The sequence below is a fragment of the Mycoplasma zalophidermidis genome (assembly GCF_018913985.1).
Taxonomy (GTDB): Bacteria; Bacillota_I; Bacilli_A; order Mycoplasmatales; family Metamycoplasmataceae; genus Mycoplasmopsis; species Mycoplasmopsis zalophidermidis.
In genome coordinates, this window is record NZ_JAHMHK010000006.1 from 1 (window position 1) to 16,359 (window position 16,359).

General features: G+C 28.6%; 14 protein-coding genes. 5 read left to right on the forward strand and 9 right to left on the reverse strand.

The window, feature by feature from the left end; genetic code table 4:
- Positions 1-1,263: 1,263 nt before the first annotated feature.
- The 4 genes from KQ878_RS03165 to KQ878_RS03180 all read left to right on the forward strand — a co-directional run bounded on the left by KQ878_RS03165 (position 1,264) and on the right by KQ878_RS03180 (position 4,669).
- Positions 1,264-1,731 carry a hypothetical protein gene (locus tag KQ878_RS03165; protein WP_216567918.1) on the forward strand — a complete coding sequence of 156 codons (468 nt, stop codon included), beginning with the start codon at positions 1,264-1,266 and terminating at the stop codon, positions 1,729-1,731.
- Positions 1,686-3,755 (forward strand): P68 family surface lipoprotein, encoded by a 2,070-nt coding sequence (locus tag KQ878_RS03170; RefSeq protein ID WP_216567919.1) that lies wholly within the window; start codon positions 1,686-1,688, stop codon positions 3,753-3,755. The genes KQ878_RS03165 and KQ878_RS03170 overlap by 46 nt, the downstream gene beginning before the upstream one ends.
- A 39-nt stretch (positions 3,756-3,794) precedes the next feature.
- Complete coding sequence (locus tag KQ878_RS03175) at positions 3,795-4,088, forward strand: hypothetical protein (protein WP_216567920.1); 294 nt, start codon at positions 3,795-3,797, stop codon at positions 4,086-4,088.
- Between the two features lie 146 nt (positions 4,089-4,234).
- The gene (locus tag KQ878_RS03180) at positions 4,235-4,669 is read left to right on the forward strand and encodes a leucine-rich repeat protein (RefSeq protein WP_216567921.1); all 435 of its coding nucleotides are present in this window, start codon (positions 4,235-4,237) and stop codon (positions 4,667-4,669) included.
- A 75-nt stretch (positions 4,670-4,744) separates the two neighbouring features.
- Here KQ878_RS03180 and KQ878_RS03185 read toward each other — a convergent pair whose 3' ends face one another.
- Genes KQ878_RS03185 through trpS form a run of 3 tightly spaced genes read right to left on the reverse strand, consistent with a single transcriptional unit; the run spans position 4,745 to position 7,873 of the window.
- Positions 4,745-5,128 (reverse strand): MAG3450 family membrane protein, encoded by a 384-nt coding sequence (locus KQ878_RS03185; protein ID WP_216567922.1) that lies wholly within the window; start codon positions 5,126-5,128, stop codon positions 4,745-4,747.
- Entirely contained in the window at positions 5,121-6,869 is a 1,749-nt protein-coding gene (gene thrS, locus KQ878_RS03190; protein WP_216505429.1) for a threonine--tRNA ligase, read from the reverse strand. Before thrS ends, KQ878_RS03185 begins: the two co-directional genes overlap by 8 nt.
- An 8-nt stretch (positions 6,870-6,877) precedes the next feature.
- On the reverse strand, positions 6,878-7,873 hold the full coding sequence (gene trpS / locus KQ878_RS03195) for a tryptophan--tRNA ligase (protein WP_216567923.1): 996 nt from the start codon (positions 7,871-7,873) through the stop codon (positions 6,878-6,880).
- Between the two features lie 272 nt (positions 7,874-8,145).
- Here trpS and KQ878_RS03200 point away from each other — a divergent pair, with 272 nt between their 5' ends.
- Entirely contained in the window at positions 8,146-8,505 is a 360-nt protein-coding gene (locus KQ878_RS03200; protein WP_216567924.1) for a PTS sugar transporter subunit IIA, read from the forward strand.
- Between the two features lie 91 nt (positions 8,506-8,596).
- Here KQ878_RS03200 and KQ878_RS03205 read toward each other — a convergent pair whose 3' ends face one another.
- The 6 genes from KQ878_RS03205 to KQ878_RS03230 are packed head-to-tail and all read right to left on the reverse strand — an operon-like array spanning position 8,597 to position 16,181.
- Positions 8,597-9,643 (reverse strand): ZIP family metal transporter, encoded by a 1,047-nt coding sequence (locus tag KQ878_RS03205; RefSeq protein ID WP_216505426.1) that lies wholly within the window; start codon positions 9,641-9,643, stop codon positions 8,597-8,599.
- Positions 9,636-10,205, reverse strand: coding sequence for a hypothetical protein (locus tag KQ878_RS03210; RefSeq protein WP_216505425.1), 570 nt, complete (start codon positions 10,203-10,205; stop codon positions 9,636-9,638). Before KQ878_RS03210 ends, KQ878_RS03205 begins: the two co-directional genes overlap by 8 nt.
- A 2-nt stretch (positions 10,206-10,207) precedes the next feature.
- Positions 10,208-12,115 (reverse strand): MAG3240 family lipoprotein, encoded by a 1,908-nt coding sequence (locus tag KQ878_RS03215; protein WP_216567925.1) that lies wholly within the window; start codon positions 12,113-12,115, stop codon positions 10,208-10,210.
- A complete protein-coding gene (locus KQ878_RS03220; RefSeq protein ID WP_216505423.1) occupies positions 12,105-14,264 on the reverse strand; it encodes an OppA family ABC transporter substrate-binding lipoprotein in 2,160 nt (719 codons plus the stop codon). The genes KQ878_RS03215 and KQ878_RS03220 overlap by 11 nt, the downstream gene beginning before the upstream one ends.
- Entirely contained in the window at positions 14,257-15,348 is a 1,092-nt protein-coding gene (locus KQ878_RS03225) for an ABC transporter permease subunit (protein ID WP_216505422.1), read from the reverse strand. Before KQ878_RS03225 ends, KQ878_RS03220 begins: the two co-directional genes overlap by 8 nt.
- Positions 15,336-16,181 (reverse strand): ABC transporter permease subunit, encoded by an 846-nt coding sequence (locus tag KQ878_RS03230; protein WP_216567926.1) that lies wholly within the window; start codon positions 16,179-16,181, stop codon positions 15,336-15,338. The genes KQ878_RS03225 and KQ878_RS03230 overlap by 13 nt, the downstream gene beginning before the upstream one ends.
- Positions 16,182-16,359 lie beyond the last annotated feature (178 nt).

The window sequence follows — 16,359 nt, forward strand, 5'->3', positions numbered from 1 at the left end:
TAAACAAAAATAGCATAATTTTTAAGGGCGATGGAGCCAGATGAATGAAGTCTATTTCACAAAAAATAGGGGTCAAATATGTGCTTGATTATTTTCATTTAGTTAAAAAAATTAATGAAACTTTTGGGATCAACCACTTCGCTTCGAAGGAAAATAAAAAAATTTTTACTAACTAATATAGTGCAAAATACGACTAAGATGGGTCGAACTCTTTCGCAAAATTTTTAGCAAAAATGATCAGCTCGGTTATGAAGCATGTGTTAATTTTAGAGATAATTTTATCTTTGAAGCACGACAAAAGCAAATAAATATTAAATGTTTTTTAGCTGCTAAAAGACTATTTTACTTCATCGAAAATCATAAAAATCAGATATGAAATGATGATAATAAGTTATGTCTGATCGCCAGTTATACCGAGCATTTTGTCTTTAATTATCTTAAAAACACATTAAAAAAATGAGTTCAACTTTTGGTTTAAACTCCATTAAAACAAAAATAATATATAAAAACCTGAAAAAAAGGTGTAGGTACGATATTTTTATAAATTTTGGTTAATTTTTATTAGTGGTACAGGTTTGTGAAATTAATAATTTAAATTTTACTATAACATAGTTATAGTAAGAACTAAAATAAAATAATTTTTGTAGCAGTTATGGGTCAGTTTTTAAAAAATGGTACAAATATTTACCATAAAAACTGATAAATTCCTTATTACAAAGTAATAATAGCAAGGTATAAAATGGTGCTTCGGTTAGAAGCTCTGTACCATTTGTTGCCTTACCTTAAAAGGTGTACGCGCGCGTGCAAAAGAAAATTTTATTTTTTTGCACCAGTTTTTAAAACGCAAAAATCTTAAAAATTTCTGAAAAAAATTAGGTATAATGATGTTAATTAAAAATAAACTAGTTAGGTTTTTAGATAATACACTAATTTTTTACCGGTCCAATCAACTAAGTGAATTTGTCCTACCAAATCACAATAACTATAAACGCTTTTACGATTCAAAACTACTTAAATTAGTTAATCAAAGAGTACAAAGTGTAATAGATAAATTAACAAAATAATATATAAAATCAAGCAAACCAACAGCAGTTGAAGATGCTTGATTTTTTTATTAACTGATGCTCTAATAGGCAATTGGTTATTGTAATTACCTATAGGTTTCCATAAAAATCTGCTTTTTTTCATGTTTTAGGGTGAAATTTCACTAATCGGCTTCAAAAAAAAGATAACATAAATACGAAAAAAATATAAAGGAGAAAAATGAAGAAATATAAATTAATGTTAATGTTAACTGGCTCGGTAGTTTCAGTTAGTTCTGCATTAATTACATTGTCATGTAATAATGATAAAGTTTCACCCGAGATAGACAAAACAGGCACGACCCCTGGAAGCAAAACAGGAACAAACAACAATCCTAATGAAGGAACGAACACAGGAAGTGGGACTGGTTCAACAACCAATCCTAATGAAGGAACGAACACAGGAAGTGGGACTGGTTCAACAACCAATCCTAATGAAGGAACGAACACAGGAAGTGAGACTGGTTCAACAACCAATCCTAATGAAGGAACAGACACTGGAGGTACAAACGAAACAACAGATAATCTAAATGATGATGTAAAATTTGATACATCTAGAGAAAAACTAATTTTTGCAGTTACATTCTCGAGAGGTAAAGACCAATGAAACGCTGTGACGGAGTTATTAGAAAATATAACGCCGAAGTAGTTCAACCTAAACGTAAAGAACTACAAGCAAAAATTGCTAGTGCTAAAGGTGATGAAAAGGCTAAACTTGAAGCTGAATTAGCTTCCTATATGGAAGTTGAACTAAAAAACATTGGTTCAGGTTATGGTGCAGGTCACAATGAAGTTGTAAGTAACATGAAAAACAACAACATCAAACAACTACCAAACATGACAATTAACTACGCACCTACAATTGCCGAAATTGTTAACTACAATAGAAAAGTTGACGTTTCTGACAAATCATTTGGTGATTTAGCAATTCAAAGAGACGTATTTGAAAAAAGTTGCGTTGATGTTAACGATAAAATTACCGGTGTTGCTGAAGGCAGACACTACTCACTACCCTTCATGAAATCAACGGTTGTATTTGGAATCAATGGACCAATCTACAAATATGTATTCAAAACATTACAATCTGCAGGTTATACCATTAATGAATCATTAGTTAAAGATTTCAAACTTGACACAACAGATTGAGATGGCGACCTTGAAGTTATTAGCGATGACAACCACTTTGGTAAAGCTATTTCTAATGCTGAAATTGAAAAAATCTTTACAGAAGCTAAATACCCCGGCAAAAAAATCGGTGCTAATGTATTAACAGGATTTAAAACATACATCAAATTTATTACTGATGCAATTAAGATTTTTGAAAAATCTAAATCAGTTGATAAATCATCAGTAGCATTATTAGGTATTGATGACCCAACTGGAATTTTAAACACTGTTCTATACTCAAAACTAGGCGGCAAGGATAAAGATATGCCAATGTCAGTTATTAAAGGTAGTGACGGATCTGTTAAAGTTTCATTTACAGGTATTGCAGACAAAAATTCATTATCATACAAAGCTACTCAAGAAGTATATGAGTTAATTATGGACGCTGTCGAAGCGGGGGCATTGAAAGTTTATGGCGATGGAGCATATTCATCTGCTGACCAAATAAACCATAAAGTTGGTGCTAACTTTAATTCAATCGCCAGTTACACACATAACTATGTTAATCCGTTTTATTTTAAGCCATCGTTTAAATTATTGGGTGTTAAAACAAATGATGGAAAAGATGTTAATATTGGATCTTCGGATATTGGTATTGTTAAAACTGATAGAAGAAATAAAAATTCATCAAAATTACGATTCCAATTTGATAATGTTGTTTTAAATTCTACAGCCGATATATCTAAAGAAAAATACTTCTACCAATCAGACGCAGCTAATGATTCAATTATTGAAAAATTGAATGCATTGAAAGATAAACCAAACACATATATTGTTAAAATTGAAAATATTGACTCTAATAAATCTATTATCGAAGAAATGGATAAATTAACATCCGACTTTACCAGATTAGGTGAAATAACCCACTTCGAAAAACACGGAACACCAAACAATAAAGAAACTAAATATGTAATATATTCATTTTCTAATGAAGTCACTGAATCATACAATAACGAACATGTAGTAGTTAACATATTAACTCTAAATAATTCTCTTCAAAAAAATGAATTAATTACCAAACAAACTCCTGCAAAATATGATGCAGATTCAAGAATTCAAACTGCATTCTTGCAAGGGTCTAACTTGTTTGTTATCGACAATGGAGAAGTCCAAAATAAAGCTTCTGTAAGATTCTTAAACTTTGTTTTAAAAGATAAAACTACTAAAAACTACGGTAAATATCACGAACAATATACTAATGCTGGATTTATAGCATCGACAGCGTCTTACATTATTCCATATGCAGGCTTTGGACAAGGTGAAGAACTAAACTTCGCAAGAAAGAAAAATGCATATCTTGACATAACATTTAAGTTATTTACAAATAAAGATATCACTTTATACGAAGAACCTACAAGCAAATACTCAATTGCTTATAGACAAGCATTCAACGCAAACATGAAATCATATGCCCAAGCCTTACGTGATAACGGAAATAGTGCACGTAAAACATTTGATACATTTGCACAACAAATGCAATCAACTACCACCAACTTTAAAAATTAAAAGAACAAAACATTAACCTGATGAAAATCTAGGAGAAAAATGAAGAAACATAAATTAATATTATTGTTGACCAGTTCAGTTATTTCGGCTAGTTCCGGACTAATTACTTTGTCATGTAATAATGACAAAGTTTTACCTGAGAAAGGCATAACAGACACAATAACCAACCCTAATGAAGGAACAAACACTGGAAGCGAAACATTAGCCATCATTAACGAAGATGATAATCAAATAGATTATTTTGTTATTGATGAAGATAATATTCAAAAATATATTGATTATGGATATATTTCAATGGAAAAGTTTTTTTATAGCGGTACGAATATACTCTAATCAAACAAATTGGCGATAAAAAATCTTTGAAATGAATGCTCAAAGATAAATTTAAAATTAAACCAAACACTCAGATAGTTAATTTATCAATGCCGAATGTCGATAAAAAGATAGACAGGGAAGATTTTTAGGGCTGCAAGACTCTGGTGAGTATTTCAATCCCAAATGTCACAGGAATAGGTTGAAATGCTTTTGGAGGTTGCGATGCGCTTGCGAGTGTTAAGACGCCGAATATGGTTGAGCTAAGCGAGGATGCTTTTAGAGGCACAAAATTTTTAGACAATTTAATTAATTCAAACCCACAAAAATTAGCTATTGTAAGTGATATATTAATTGATGGCACTAAATCAAGCGGTGATATTGTTTTGCCTAAGAATGTAAAGTATATTGCCAACTGTGCTTTTAGCGGTTACAAGACACTGACGAGCGTTGCGATGCCAAATGTAACCAAAATAGGTATCTATGCTTTTTATCGTTGTGATAATTTATCCTATCGTAATTCAGAATTACCTCGTTGATTAACTAAAGAATTATTCAATAAAATACTTAATGGCAGTGGCTTACACAAACCACAACAATAATTAAACTAATTACGCAGATAAGACTGCGTTTTTTGTTAGATTTACAAAAAAACAAGCCGTTTAATTGGCTTGTGCTTATGAATTCTTTATCCAAGTATTTAAGGCAGTAATTATAAAATGACTAATAATTGTTGAAAAAATAGCCGCTGCAAGTGAAATAATTACTCTTAAAGAAATATTTAATGAAGTAAAGGAAGTAAAAATCATTGCTAAAAACATCAATCCTATAGGAACTATGTAAGTCATAGACTTCAAATTAATTATTCTAAAGTAAATCAAAATAACTCCTAAAGTTAATGCAACAATAAAAATAGCAAGAGGCACAAAAATGATAACTCAATGATTAAAAATCTTTTGACCTTGAAAATCATTAGTACCTATGAGCCACATAATTAATAAAGGTAATACCTCTAGCAAAGAAATGAAAAATATTGCTCTTAAAGGTGCGTATTTACTCATAATGTGCTTTTTGTTTGTTTAACATTGAAATAAATTCATCTAAAGTTACAGTATTGGTTTCGTTTTCGCCGTATTTTCTATATGAAATTGTTTTATCTTTAGTTTCTTGTTCACCAAGAATTACTTGATATTTAGATTTAGAAATTTGTGCTTCACGAATCTTTTTGTTCAAACGTTCATCGCGATCATCTAATTTTACGCGGAAATCGTGAGCAAATAATTCATTAGTAATTTGTTGAGCGTATTCAATATTTTCCTCTAAATTTACCGGAATGACCGTAATTTGTTTTGGAGCCAATCAGAAAGGTAATACACCTTTAGTTTGTTCTAGCAAGATGGCAACAAAACGTTCGTAAGTACCGATTAGGCCACGGTGAATCATTACCGGACGAGCGTCTGCTCCATTTTTATCTGTGTATTTAAGGTCAAATTTCATTGGTTGTAAAAAGTCCAGCTGGATTGTTGCTACAGTAATTTCATGACCTAACGCAGTGTGAATCTGAATATCAATTTTTGGTCCATAGAATGCCGCTTCGCCCGGGATAGCTTCATATTTAACATTTAATGAATCAAGAGCGTCTTTAAGCATCTTTTCACTCTTTTGTCACATTTGTTCATCATCGAAATATTTTTCTTTATCTTGAGGGTCTCTTAAAGAAAGAGAAATGAAACTAATTTGGGTTTTAAATAATTTTAATGTTTCATCGATTTGACTATACATACGAACAATTTCATCATAAATTTGATCTTCGCGCACATACAAGTGCCCTTCAGTTAGTAGCATACCTCTCACACGTTCTAAACCAGTTAAAGCACCTGATTTTTCATAGCGGTATAACATTGATTGTTCAGAAAATCTAATTGGTAAATCGCGGTAAGACCTTTTTTCCAAACCATAGCAAACGTTATGGTGCGGACAAGTCATTGGTCTAGGAATTAAACGTTCATTTTCAACTATCAACGGTGCAAACATGTCATCTTTATAGTGTGCTAGGTGACCAGAAATCCGATAAAGTTCCTCATTACCAAAATGAGGTGTTAAAACTTCAGTAAAACCGTATTTACGGTCCATTTTTAATACTAAGTTTCTAATTTCATTGTGAATATACATACCATCTTCTAATCAAATTGGAAAACCTTGACCTGTTAATGGGTGCAAGGCAAAGATTTTAAGGTCTTTACCTATTTTCCGATGGTCGCGTTCTTTACGATCTTTTAGCAATTCTAAATAATCATCTAATTCTTGTTTAGATTCTCAAGCCGTTCCATAAATACGTGTCAGTTGAATATTGTCTGAATTTCCCCGTCAATAAGCACCGGCCAATGATAATAATTTGAAATTTTTCAGATTCTTTGTGCTTTCAATATGACCTCCAGCACATAAATCTTTAAAAACTATTTCGTGATTCAACGGATCTTGCAAGGCATAAAATGTAATAGTTTCACCACGTTGTTTTAATTCATCATAAAGTTCTTTTTTATATGGTTTATCAGTAAAATCATATTCAGATTCAGGAATTTGAATAGTCACTAAATTTCGTGATGACAATTTTTTCATCAATTTCTCTATTTTGTTTAATTCTTGGTCGCTGATTGATTCGGGGAATTCAAAATCATAATAGAAACCTTCATCAGTAGCTGGGCCAAATCCTAATTTAACACCAGGATAAAGTTTTTCTACAGCTGCACCCAATAGATGCGAACAAGTATGATTTAATAATTTATTTGCTTGTATTTTCATTTTTACCTCTAATTAAAGCCCATCTTATGAGCTAGTTCTTTTAATATTGGACCACAAATTTCTTTAGCTTTCAGTGCTCCTTGTGTAGTAACCTCATCTATTTGTTGTTTAGCAATTTCATAATTTTTTTGTATCTTGATTAATTCTTTTTTAACAATATCAGCAACCGCTGTTTTAAATTCAACATAATTAGCATTGGCAAATTTTTCTTCTGCTTCTTTTAAAGTTATTTCAGCTAGTGATGCATAAATATTTAATAGATTTAACACACCAGGCTTATCTTCTGAAATATAAACCTTATTTTCGGAATCGGTCACTGCTTTCATAATTTTTTTGTAGGCTAATTCGGGATCGTCATGTAAATATATTGTGCCTTTTGTTGATTTGTCGCTTTTAGACATTTTTGATTCAGGGTTGGTTAGCGATTTGATTCTGGCACCAACTGGCGGTATTACACCATTTGGGATTTTGAATCTGGTTTTATATCTTTTATTTAATCTTTCGCCAATAGTTCTGGTTAATTCTAAATGTTGTTTTTGGTCTTCGCCAATAGGCACTACATCAGCATTATAAATTAATATATCAGCAGCCATTAAAACCGGATACATCAATAAACCAACTGGTATTTTTTCAGTACCATTATCTTGTTTTTCTAATTTCTGTGCTTTATCTTTAAATTGAGTCATACGATTTAATTCACCAAGAGATACTTCTGACGTCATCAATCATTGCGCGTATGCATGTTCATATAAATCTGACTGATAAAATATATTAGCTTTCTTTGGATCTAAACCACAAGCAAGATACATTGCCACAATTTCCCTACGAGCTTGTAAATTTTCTTTTGGATTCACTCCCCCAGTTGTCAGTCCATGTAAATCTGCTACAAAGTAATACGCATCGTAATCTTCTTGCATTTTAACGAAGTTTTTTAGTGCCCCGATATAATTACCAAGAGTTAAATCACCAGTTGGTTTAATACCGCTAATTAAACGTTGTTTCATCTGCCCCCCTTTTTTTAAATTAATAAATATAATTGGTAATTATATTACAATGTTACCATTAAGCTAATTAATATTAATATAAATATCAATAGTGTTCAAATATTATTCAAGAATCAATCATTACCAAACCGCTCAGTTATATATAATATTTATTAGTATAGAAATTTACGAATTATATTGAAATATGAGTAAATAAGTGTTAATACTAATCAAGATTTAACAAAATAATTCTTTATTAAGTCTTTAGATAAAACTATTGGTATAATAATTACATGACAAAGAAAGATAAATTTATTATTACAATGTTAACTATTTTTACACTTGGTTTTTGTTGACTATATTGATCTCAAAAAAACAAAAAACAAGCCCTTGTTTTGCAAGGCAAAGAAAATGTAAAAATTTCGTTCAATCAATCTAATGAATTAGTTAATCTTTTAGGCGGAGATGGTAATATACTTAATCTAGAAGCTAAGGGCTCGAAATTAATAATTGAAGTTCTAAATAAAGAAAATGTTATGTTAGCTAAAATCTTAGAAAAAAACATTGCCACAGGTGCGTTCGTAAACGCAAATAAAGTTACATTAATAATGGGCGAACATGCTACAGCATACGCTAAATCAATGTCAATTTAATAATTAATCTTGAATTACTTCAAGATTTTTTTACCAAAATACACATTTAACACTGAAAATAGAGAAATAAAAAGGACTATGTCCTATTAAATTATTTAAGATTTAAAGACCCATGAGTGTGGAAACAAAGAATTAAAATCGTAAATATGATTCCTAAGAAAAACATAATTAAAGTGATAATTCATTTATGTTTTTTCATATTATTGTGGTAAAACTCAGGTAAAAATTCAATCATAGCTGTAAATACCATTACACTACCCACGACTGACATAATAAACGCTTTCAATCATGGGATTGTATCGATTAAATCTCCTCCAAACAAACCAATAAAAATAAATGGAATTATTAACGATAGCGCACCAATCGAATTCAATACAGCAAAAACTGGTTTAATACCCATTTCACGTTGACGATAGAAAAAGACAACTTCTTCAGGTATTGTGTGTAAAACAAATGAAACGAAGAACGCAACCGATATAGCATTTACATTTGAGTAAACAATTAAGTTATTTAAACTGATACCAATTAATAATCCCTCAGGAATTCTGTGTCCCAAAAGTAGAATTAAGGCAGTTCATTTATTTTTAACTTTAGGGTTATTTTCTTGAACATCAGCAATATCATTTTTATTTCAAATATGATCTGCGTGAGTGTGTTGGTGTTGGTGTTCACCCACATGGTGGCCTTCTTCATGAGTGTGGACGAAAACAGAGTTGTTTAACTTATATTTTCTCTTAATTGTGTTGTAAACTACAAATTTGATTGTGAAAGCACTAATAATTCCTAACAAAGCACCGCCAACTATTACCAAAATATTGTATAAATAAATATTTTTGGGAGGAATATTAGTCCCTTTTAAACCAGCACCGGTGCTTGTTATTTCAATTGCTTCTCTTAGGTAACCGAAAGAACCAAGAATTATAAACATACCAGTAATAAATGAATATAAGTAAATTGAAAATTCTTTTTTAGGTTTTTTGATAATTAGAGGAACAATAGTAGCAACCAAAATCGGAATGCAAAGTAGAATTATTGAAACAATTAGACCAAAAATGAATTTTGATATTGACTCGCTTGCGTGAGTATAAGAGAGTACGCTGTTCAACCAATTATAGAGTTGATTTAATTTATTATCCATTATTTTTCTCCAAATCTAACTCAAATGTGTGTGTAAAGTAATAAAGTGGCTCATTAGGTTTTTTTGAATCAAAGTTTTTTGATGCAAATTTAGCTTTAAAAGTCAATTTATTATTTTGTAATTTTATAAAGGAATTATCACTTTCTATTAATTGCATTTCAAAACGCAACACTTTAGTATGATCTTTGAATACATCATTAATTATTTCTTCATGGATGTGATCATAGGCACCACCAGCAACATCTCATCCAGAGTGCGGACGAGTAGCAACAAGCGATATTCTGAGTTTGTTTTTGATAAATTTTTCAGTGTCTTGCTTGGTTTTAATACCTTTAATTGCAGGAATAATAATATTTTCTATAGCTTTACTTGAATAATTTTGTTTAAAAGTTACTTTAATAGTTTCGGTTTTAATATTTTTAGGATTTGAAATAGTTGTTTCAAAATCACTGAAATTCCAATCATCCGCATGTTCATTAAATGTACCATCTAAGCAACTCGCAGATAACGCCACGGGGCAAAAAATTGAAATTGGAGTTAAAAACTTCAGTATTTTTTTCATTTTTATTCCTTTCATTCAAAATAATCAATAATATTATTTTGATCTTTTAAATTCACTTGTGAATTTTTTAATAAATAATCAATATTAGCATTGACTATATTATATTTACTTATCTGTTTGTTAATCTTAGTGAAGTCAGTACCATTGAACCCATACCATTTTATGATTTTGTTGCGATTAATGTCATTTAGCATTGAATTTTTGTTTTTATCCAAGAAATCAACCTTAAGCAACACGCAACCAGGTTCGTTACTTAATCCCAAATATTTTACATCAATATCATCAATTAAATCATTCTTATTATTACTATTACCAATTAGATATTTAAATACATCAATTCCAAATTTAGTTTTTAATTGTTCAATTAAAATAGTATTATTATCTACATTGTGGGCCTCATATTTTGTCATAACTCTGTTGTTGAATAAAGTTAGATTATCTTTTAATTTGTAAACCTGTAAACTTAATAATTTTAACAGCATTTTTTCGTAGAACTCGTTAGGGTCAATAACTCTAGTTATTCTATTTATCTTTCCTTCGCCCAATTTCTCATCTCAGCCATATCCGTAAATATTATTGCTATTTCAATCAGTGTCTAGATTTGTTTTATATCCAGCAAAAGTATGGTAGTGCGAATTAATGTCGATTGAATATCATTTATAGAATTTAATTGAGCCGTCTAGTTTAGTAACCTTAATTTTCAACTCTATTAATGACAATGAATCATTAAGATATTCGTCATTTATTTTCTTATCAACGATTTCATATTTCAAATCAACATTTTTCCGGTGTTCTGGAACTACTATTTCAAAGTACTTTTCATCATTTTTCAAGAATCATAAAAATGATCTCGCACTAACTTTATTGTATAAGTAAGTCGGATTGACATATAATTCATATTGATTATTTTCCAATGATAAAGGATTAATATATTTTAGAATCGTAATATCATCATAGAAAACATTGACGTATTCATTAAATAAAACCTCATCATCGTCAATATCTAAAGTGTGTTTAAAATCACTAACTGAATTGTAATCTCTAAATAATGAATTATAGTTTTTTACATTATCTTCATTGTAAGGAATTAAATAATCCTGATTTAATTGTCCGATAATGAATTTTTTATTTCTAAGGTTTTTGCTAAGCAATGATTTACCATCAGAATCCAGAAAATCAATAGTTATAACAGGTGCGTTTTTGTGATATCTACCAACATTTGATTCAATAAAATTATTTGCTGAAATTTTTACCTTTTGAATTGGTTTTAAACTGCCGAAGTCAAATCTCTTAAGCTCAAATAATATTAGGTCTTCTCAGTAACTAATTTGTTCTTTATTTTTAGCTCAAGCCTTCGCTCTTATTCAATTAGGAGTTATAAAATTTGGTATAGTGATGTTTAATTGGTCGTTAATTGTTGATGTAGAAATTCTTTTAATGATGCTATTAATATCTGGGAAGTCAATATTCAAATCTTGGTCAAAGATATAATCATAACGTTCGAATAAAAGATCATAATTATCAATAGTTGACTTGTTTTTGTCGACCATAATATATTTTCAACCATGTTCTTGGTCATTAATTAAATGTAAACCTAATTTAGCTGTTGGCTTATAATTTAAATACTTAGAAAGTGATAATTGTTTGTTTTTAGTTTTAACTAGAATATCATTGTCTTGAAAAGCTATATCAGATGAATTAAGTTCATTAGATTTCGCAATAAATAAAGGACGAAATTTATTTAATATTTTAAGTTGTTCAATAGTGAATTTATTTAAAATTGATTCATTAGTGTTCAAACCGTATTTTAATTCTTTATTAACTTTAATATCAAAATCATTATTACAGCTCGCTGCAATAATACAAGGACCGATTAAAAAAGGAAGAAAGGTTAAATTTTTAATTTTCATAATTTTCTTTCGATACTATGATATCCTCAAAGTATATTAAATTATCATCACGTGTTGGTTTATGTATTCACGATTGAATGAGTTCATATTTAAAATCGTCTAAATCAACATTATTTTCGGTGTTATATGTAGGAGTTAATAATATTTTTAATTCCGCAATCATATTAATGATGTCGTAGTAATTAAATTTAGAATGTAATTTAAAGGCGAACTCTCTCATATTTGATTCATAATCAGTCGGCAACCAATTATCAATAGTTTCTAAAATATATTGTGAATCCATTTTAAAATATTCGGCAAAATATTCTCTAAACTTTACCAAATATTTAAACTTCATATTATCAATATAAGGCAGTAAATTTATAAAATTATTATTATTCAGAGTTAGTAATTGAATAAAAAAGTCAATTGTATTTTTTGCATTAAAAGTTATTTTTTCATAATAATTCTCAACAGTTTTATCATTTATATCAACTATTTTTATAATTAATCTTTCGTCAATTTCTGAAAAAATTTCATTTATCACTTCTAATGTTTTGAAGTCGAATGCTTTAATATTAAAAGGTATAATCATTGTAATTGTTTGTTTAGAGGACAAATTATAATCATGATAAAACTTATTCAACAACAAGTTAATATTATTTTTTATTTCATTAAATCAACGAGATTTTAATTGAGTTTTTAAATCTAAATAACTATCTTTCTTGTAGTAATCCTCTTTTAACATTTGTGAATAATACTCAATTTTCTGCGATTCCGTAAAAATTACCGCTTTATTTAAATGGTCTATTGCATCCAGTATCCTAATATAGTTAGTATTTTTAGCATTAGAAATCAAAGCATTGGGAGAAATTAAATTATCATAATATTGTGTCTTATATAGGTTGAAATTCAAAGTAAACTTGTTTATTATTTGTTGTAAATTATTTCTTAACACAAAGCCTCTACCATTATAAAAAGTAGATTCGTTTTTATTGATTACGTCAGACTCATACATGAATTTATCATATAAATCTACATCACTAATATTTGATATAGTTTTAAATCTGGGTAATAATACATTTATCGAAGAATTGTTTTTAGTTTGGACAATATTCAGTTTGACACCATTGTTTTGCGATTTAAAATCTCGTATGTATTTACTTTGTTGTAAATTATCAAATTCATCTATAGTTTGAGATGTAATTAAACCCTGTTCATATTCATTCATCAAGTGAATTCTATGAGTTTGTAATTCAACACTTCCTACTGGATTATATTTTAAAATAACTTTTTTAAGATCTTGCTGGAAATTCGCAATATACTCAGTATGTTTTAAGTCATTAATTATTAAACTATATGCCCCAGCGGATCATTCATTATCTCTATAGGCCGTAAAGATTTTGTTGTTTGCAAACTCGTTTAATAATAAGTTAACATTAGGTACTTCTACTATATTAAACTTAAATTCACTATCAGAATAGTTATTATTAAAAGTTAAACTGTTTTTTGTGTCAAAACCTAATAATGATAAATGTTTAAGATTTTTATTTGTTAAAACAGCTGATTTAATTGATTTAAGTACATCTAATCCTGTAACTTTTGTATTAGTTTTTTGGCCTTTATCGTATCAAAACAAATCGGATTTAATATGAAAAATGACTTGTTTAGAATTTGATAAACAATTTGTGAAATTTTCTGAATTGATTGATTTAGGATTAGACGAAACTAAATCATAAATATAATTCTTATACCCACGGTTAATATCAACTTTTATTAACTTGCTAGGGTTCTTGAATTCATCTTCAGAGTCCGTATCAAAAAGATGTTTTTGGCCGTTTTTAGTTATTATTGTTATTTTGTCAATAATTCCAAATTTACGAAATTTTCCAACAATTCCATTTCTTGCGAAATATTTATTTAAGTAATCATATTTTGCTTCGCCGACAAACTTATATCTAAATATGTAATTACCAACCAATGAGTCATGTAAAGTATTTTTATAGCCTCAAACACCACCTGTTTTGGGTAGATTTAAATATGTATCATTGACGCCATTTTTTTCCAAAACATACACATTTTTAGCAATATTTTGTCTCGTTGTACATCCAAGAACAGTTAAAGGAGTTATACATAAAGGTAATATTGATGATAAATATCTTTTACTCATCTGACCCCCTAAAATTTACATAACTTTTATTTAAACTAAATGCTAGGAATTTAAAACCAAACATTAAGCCAGTTATTAACACAAATAACGTTACCAAATATCAAGGATTAATTGATATTAAATCTAATGCTTCTTTAATTACTGTTCCAAGGGTTAAGGTTGATGTATCAATTGAAAAAATTGATAACGCAGTATATGTTAAGAAAATCAAACTTAATTGCTCTGTGGCTTGAATTAATTGATAAAGCAATACTGGTTTAAAAACTGTTCTAATTAGTAGATCTAAGTTACTAAAACCGACGGATTTATCAGCATTTATAAATTCATTTTCTAGTATTTCGCATGTTTTTTGATAAGAACTAATAAATAATGTTATTGTTGAAATTACAGAAAAAATTATTATTGCATTTACAATAGTATTTTTAACTAATAAAAATACGATTACTGAGATAAAGACATAAGGTAGCAAAGCAAATGTTGAAAAGATTTTTTCAATAATTTGAGAAATAGATTTTTTGAAATAGATTGCAGTTAATGAACCTAAAATAATCGATAAGTATACTGATATAATTACAGCTGAAACTGAAATTACGATTAAACTAATTAACGTTGAAATCAATCTAGCGAAAATATCAATACCCTGTGAATTGGTTCCTAATAAGTGCAGTTTATTATCGCCAAATAGTTTATATGCGTTAAAGGTGACGGAATAAGATACTAGACCATCTTTATCATCAATTATTTTATCTATAAATACTGAATTATTATTATATTTAGCAAATTCTCGAAATACATTAAGTTCATCGCTTTCGGGCAAAATCAAAGTTTTTCATGGGCTTAAAGAACTAGGTAATTCCGAATTAAGCGAGTAGGCATTATTGATAGTTTTATATGAACTAGGACTATAAAACAATACGGATGAAATTAAGAATATTAACACCAATAATAATACTATCAAAGAAATAACCGAAAGTTTTGACGAGAAAAATTTACTTCAATATCTTTTGGCGGAAGAAACTGGGACAACTGTTCTGACTTGCGTGGATGAATGTTTAACAAAATCAAAATTATCTATTTGTTTCATTTTACACCTCCAATTCTATAGTTTTTAACTATCTTAGACGTATCCAAAAAATAAGTAGATAAGTCGCAAACAGCTTTAATCAAACCGATTACTGAAATATTAATCAAAATTGAAAACATTAATAAATTAAAATATTGCGGCTGACCTAAATATTGAAAAATAAATGATTGACCAGGAGCATAAAAGAAACGTTCAATAATCATTGCATAGGTCATTAAGAAAATATAGAATAGCACAATATTTTGAAGCACTTTTGCGATTCAATTTCTTAAAACTACTGTAACAAAAATTTTATATTGACTAAAACCATTTGCTCGAGATCAAGTGTAATATTCGCTTTGTAAAATTTCTTTTAGAATTGGATAATTAATCGCAACCACCAATGGTGTAATAACAATAGTTAAAATTAATATTGGAACAATCAACGACAGGAATGTCAATCAAAAATTATTGAAATAAGTATCAATATAAATGCTTGGTAACCCAACTCATTTATTAAAGCTAATAGCTATCGGTCCTAAAATAAAAATAGGGATTGAACTAAATATAAAAATTATGATATTTAGAGAGCCGGTTATTGCGTTTTTATTATTTTTTGCTAATTTGTATGAAATTACAAAACCAATACCAAAGCTTATTACAAAACTTATTAAAACAACAAATAATGTGAAATTAAAGTAAGGAACGTAGACGTGAAAAACAGAAATACTTGAAGAATTTACTTCAATATTTCCATAATTAAAACTCAAAATACTTTTCAAAAATTCTAAACCAAAATTAGTTTGATAATTTGGTACCAAACTATAACCTAATGTTCAATGAATTAATAACATAGCAAGTACTATGACTATAAAGTTGATTGCTGCGTTCTTTAAAATATATATAAAATAATTTAGAAATTTCATTTAGCCCGTTTCTACATACATATTTTATATTAAATATTTAAATTTATAATCTATTTAATATTTATACAGTGATAAAAACCAACTAACAATTTTAATAAATTAGTCG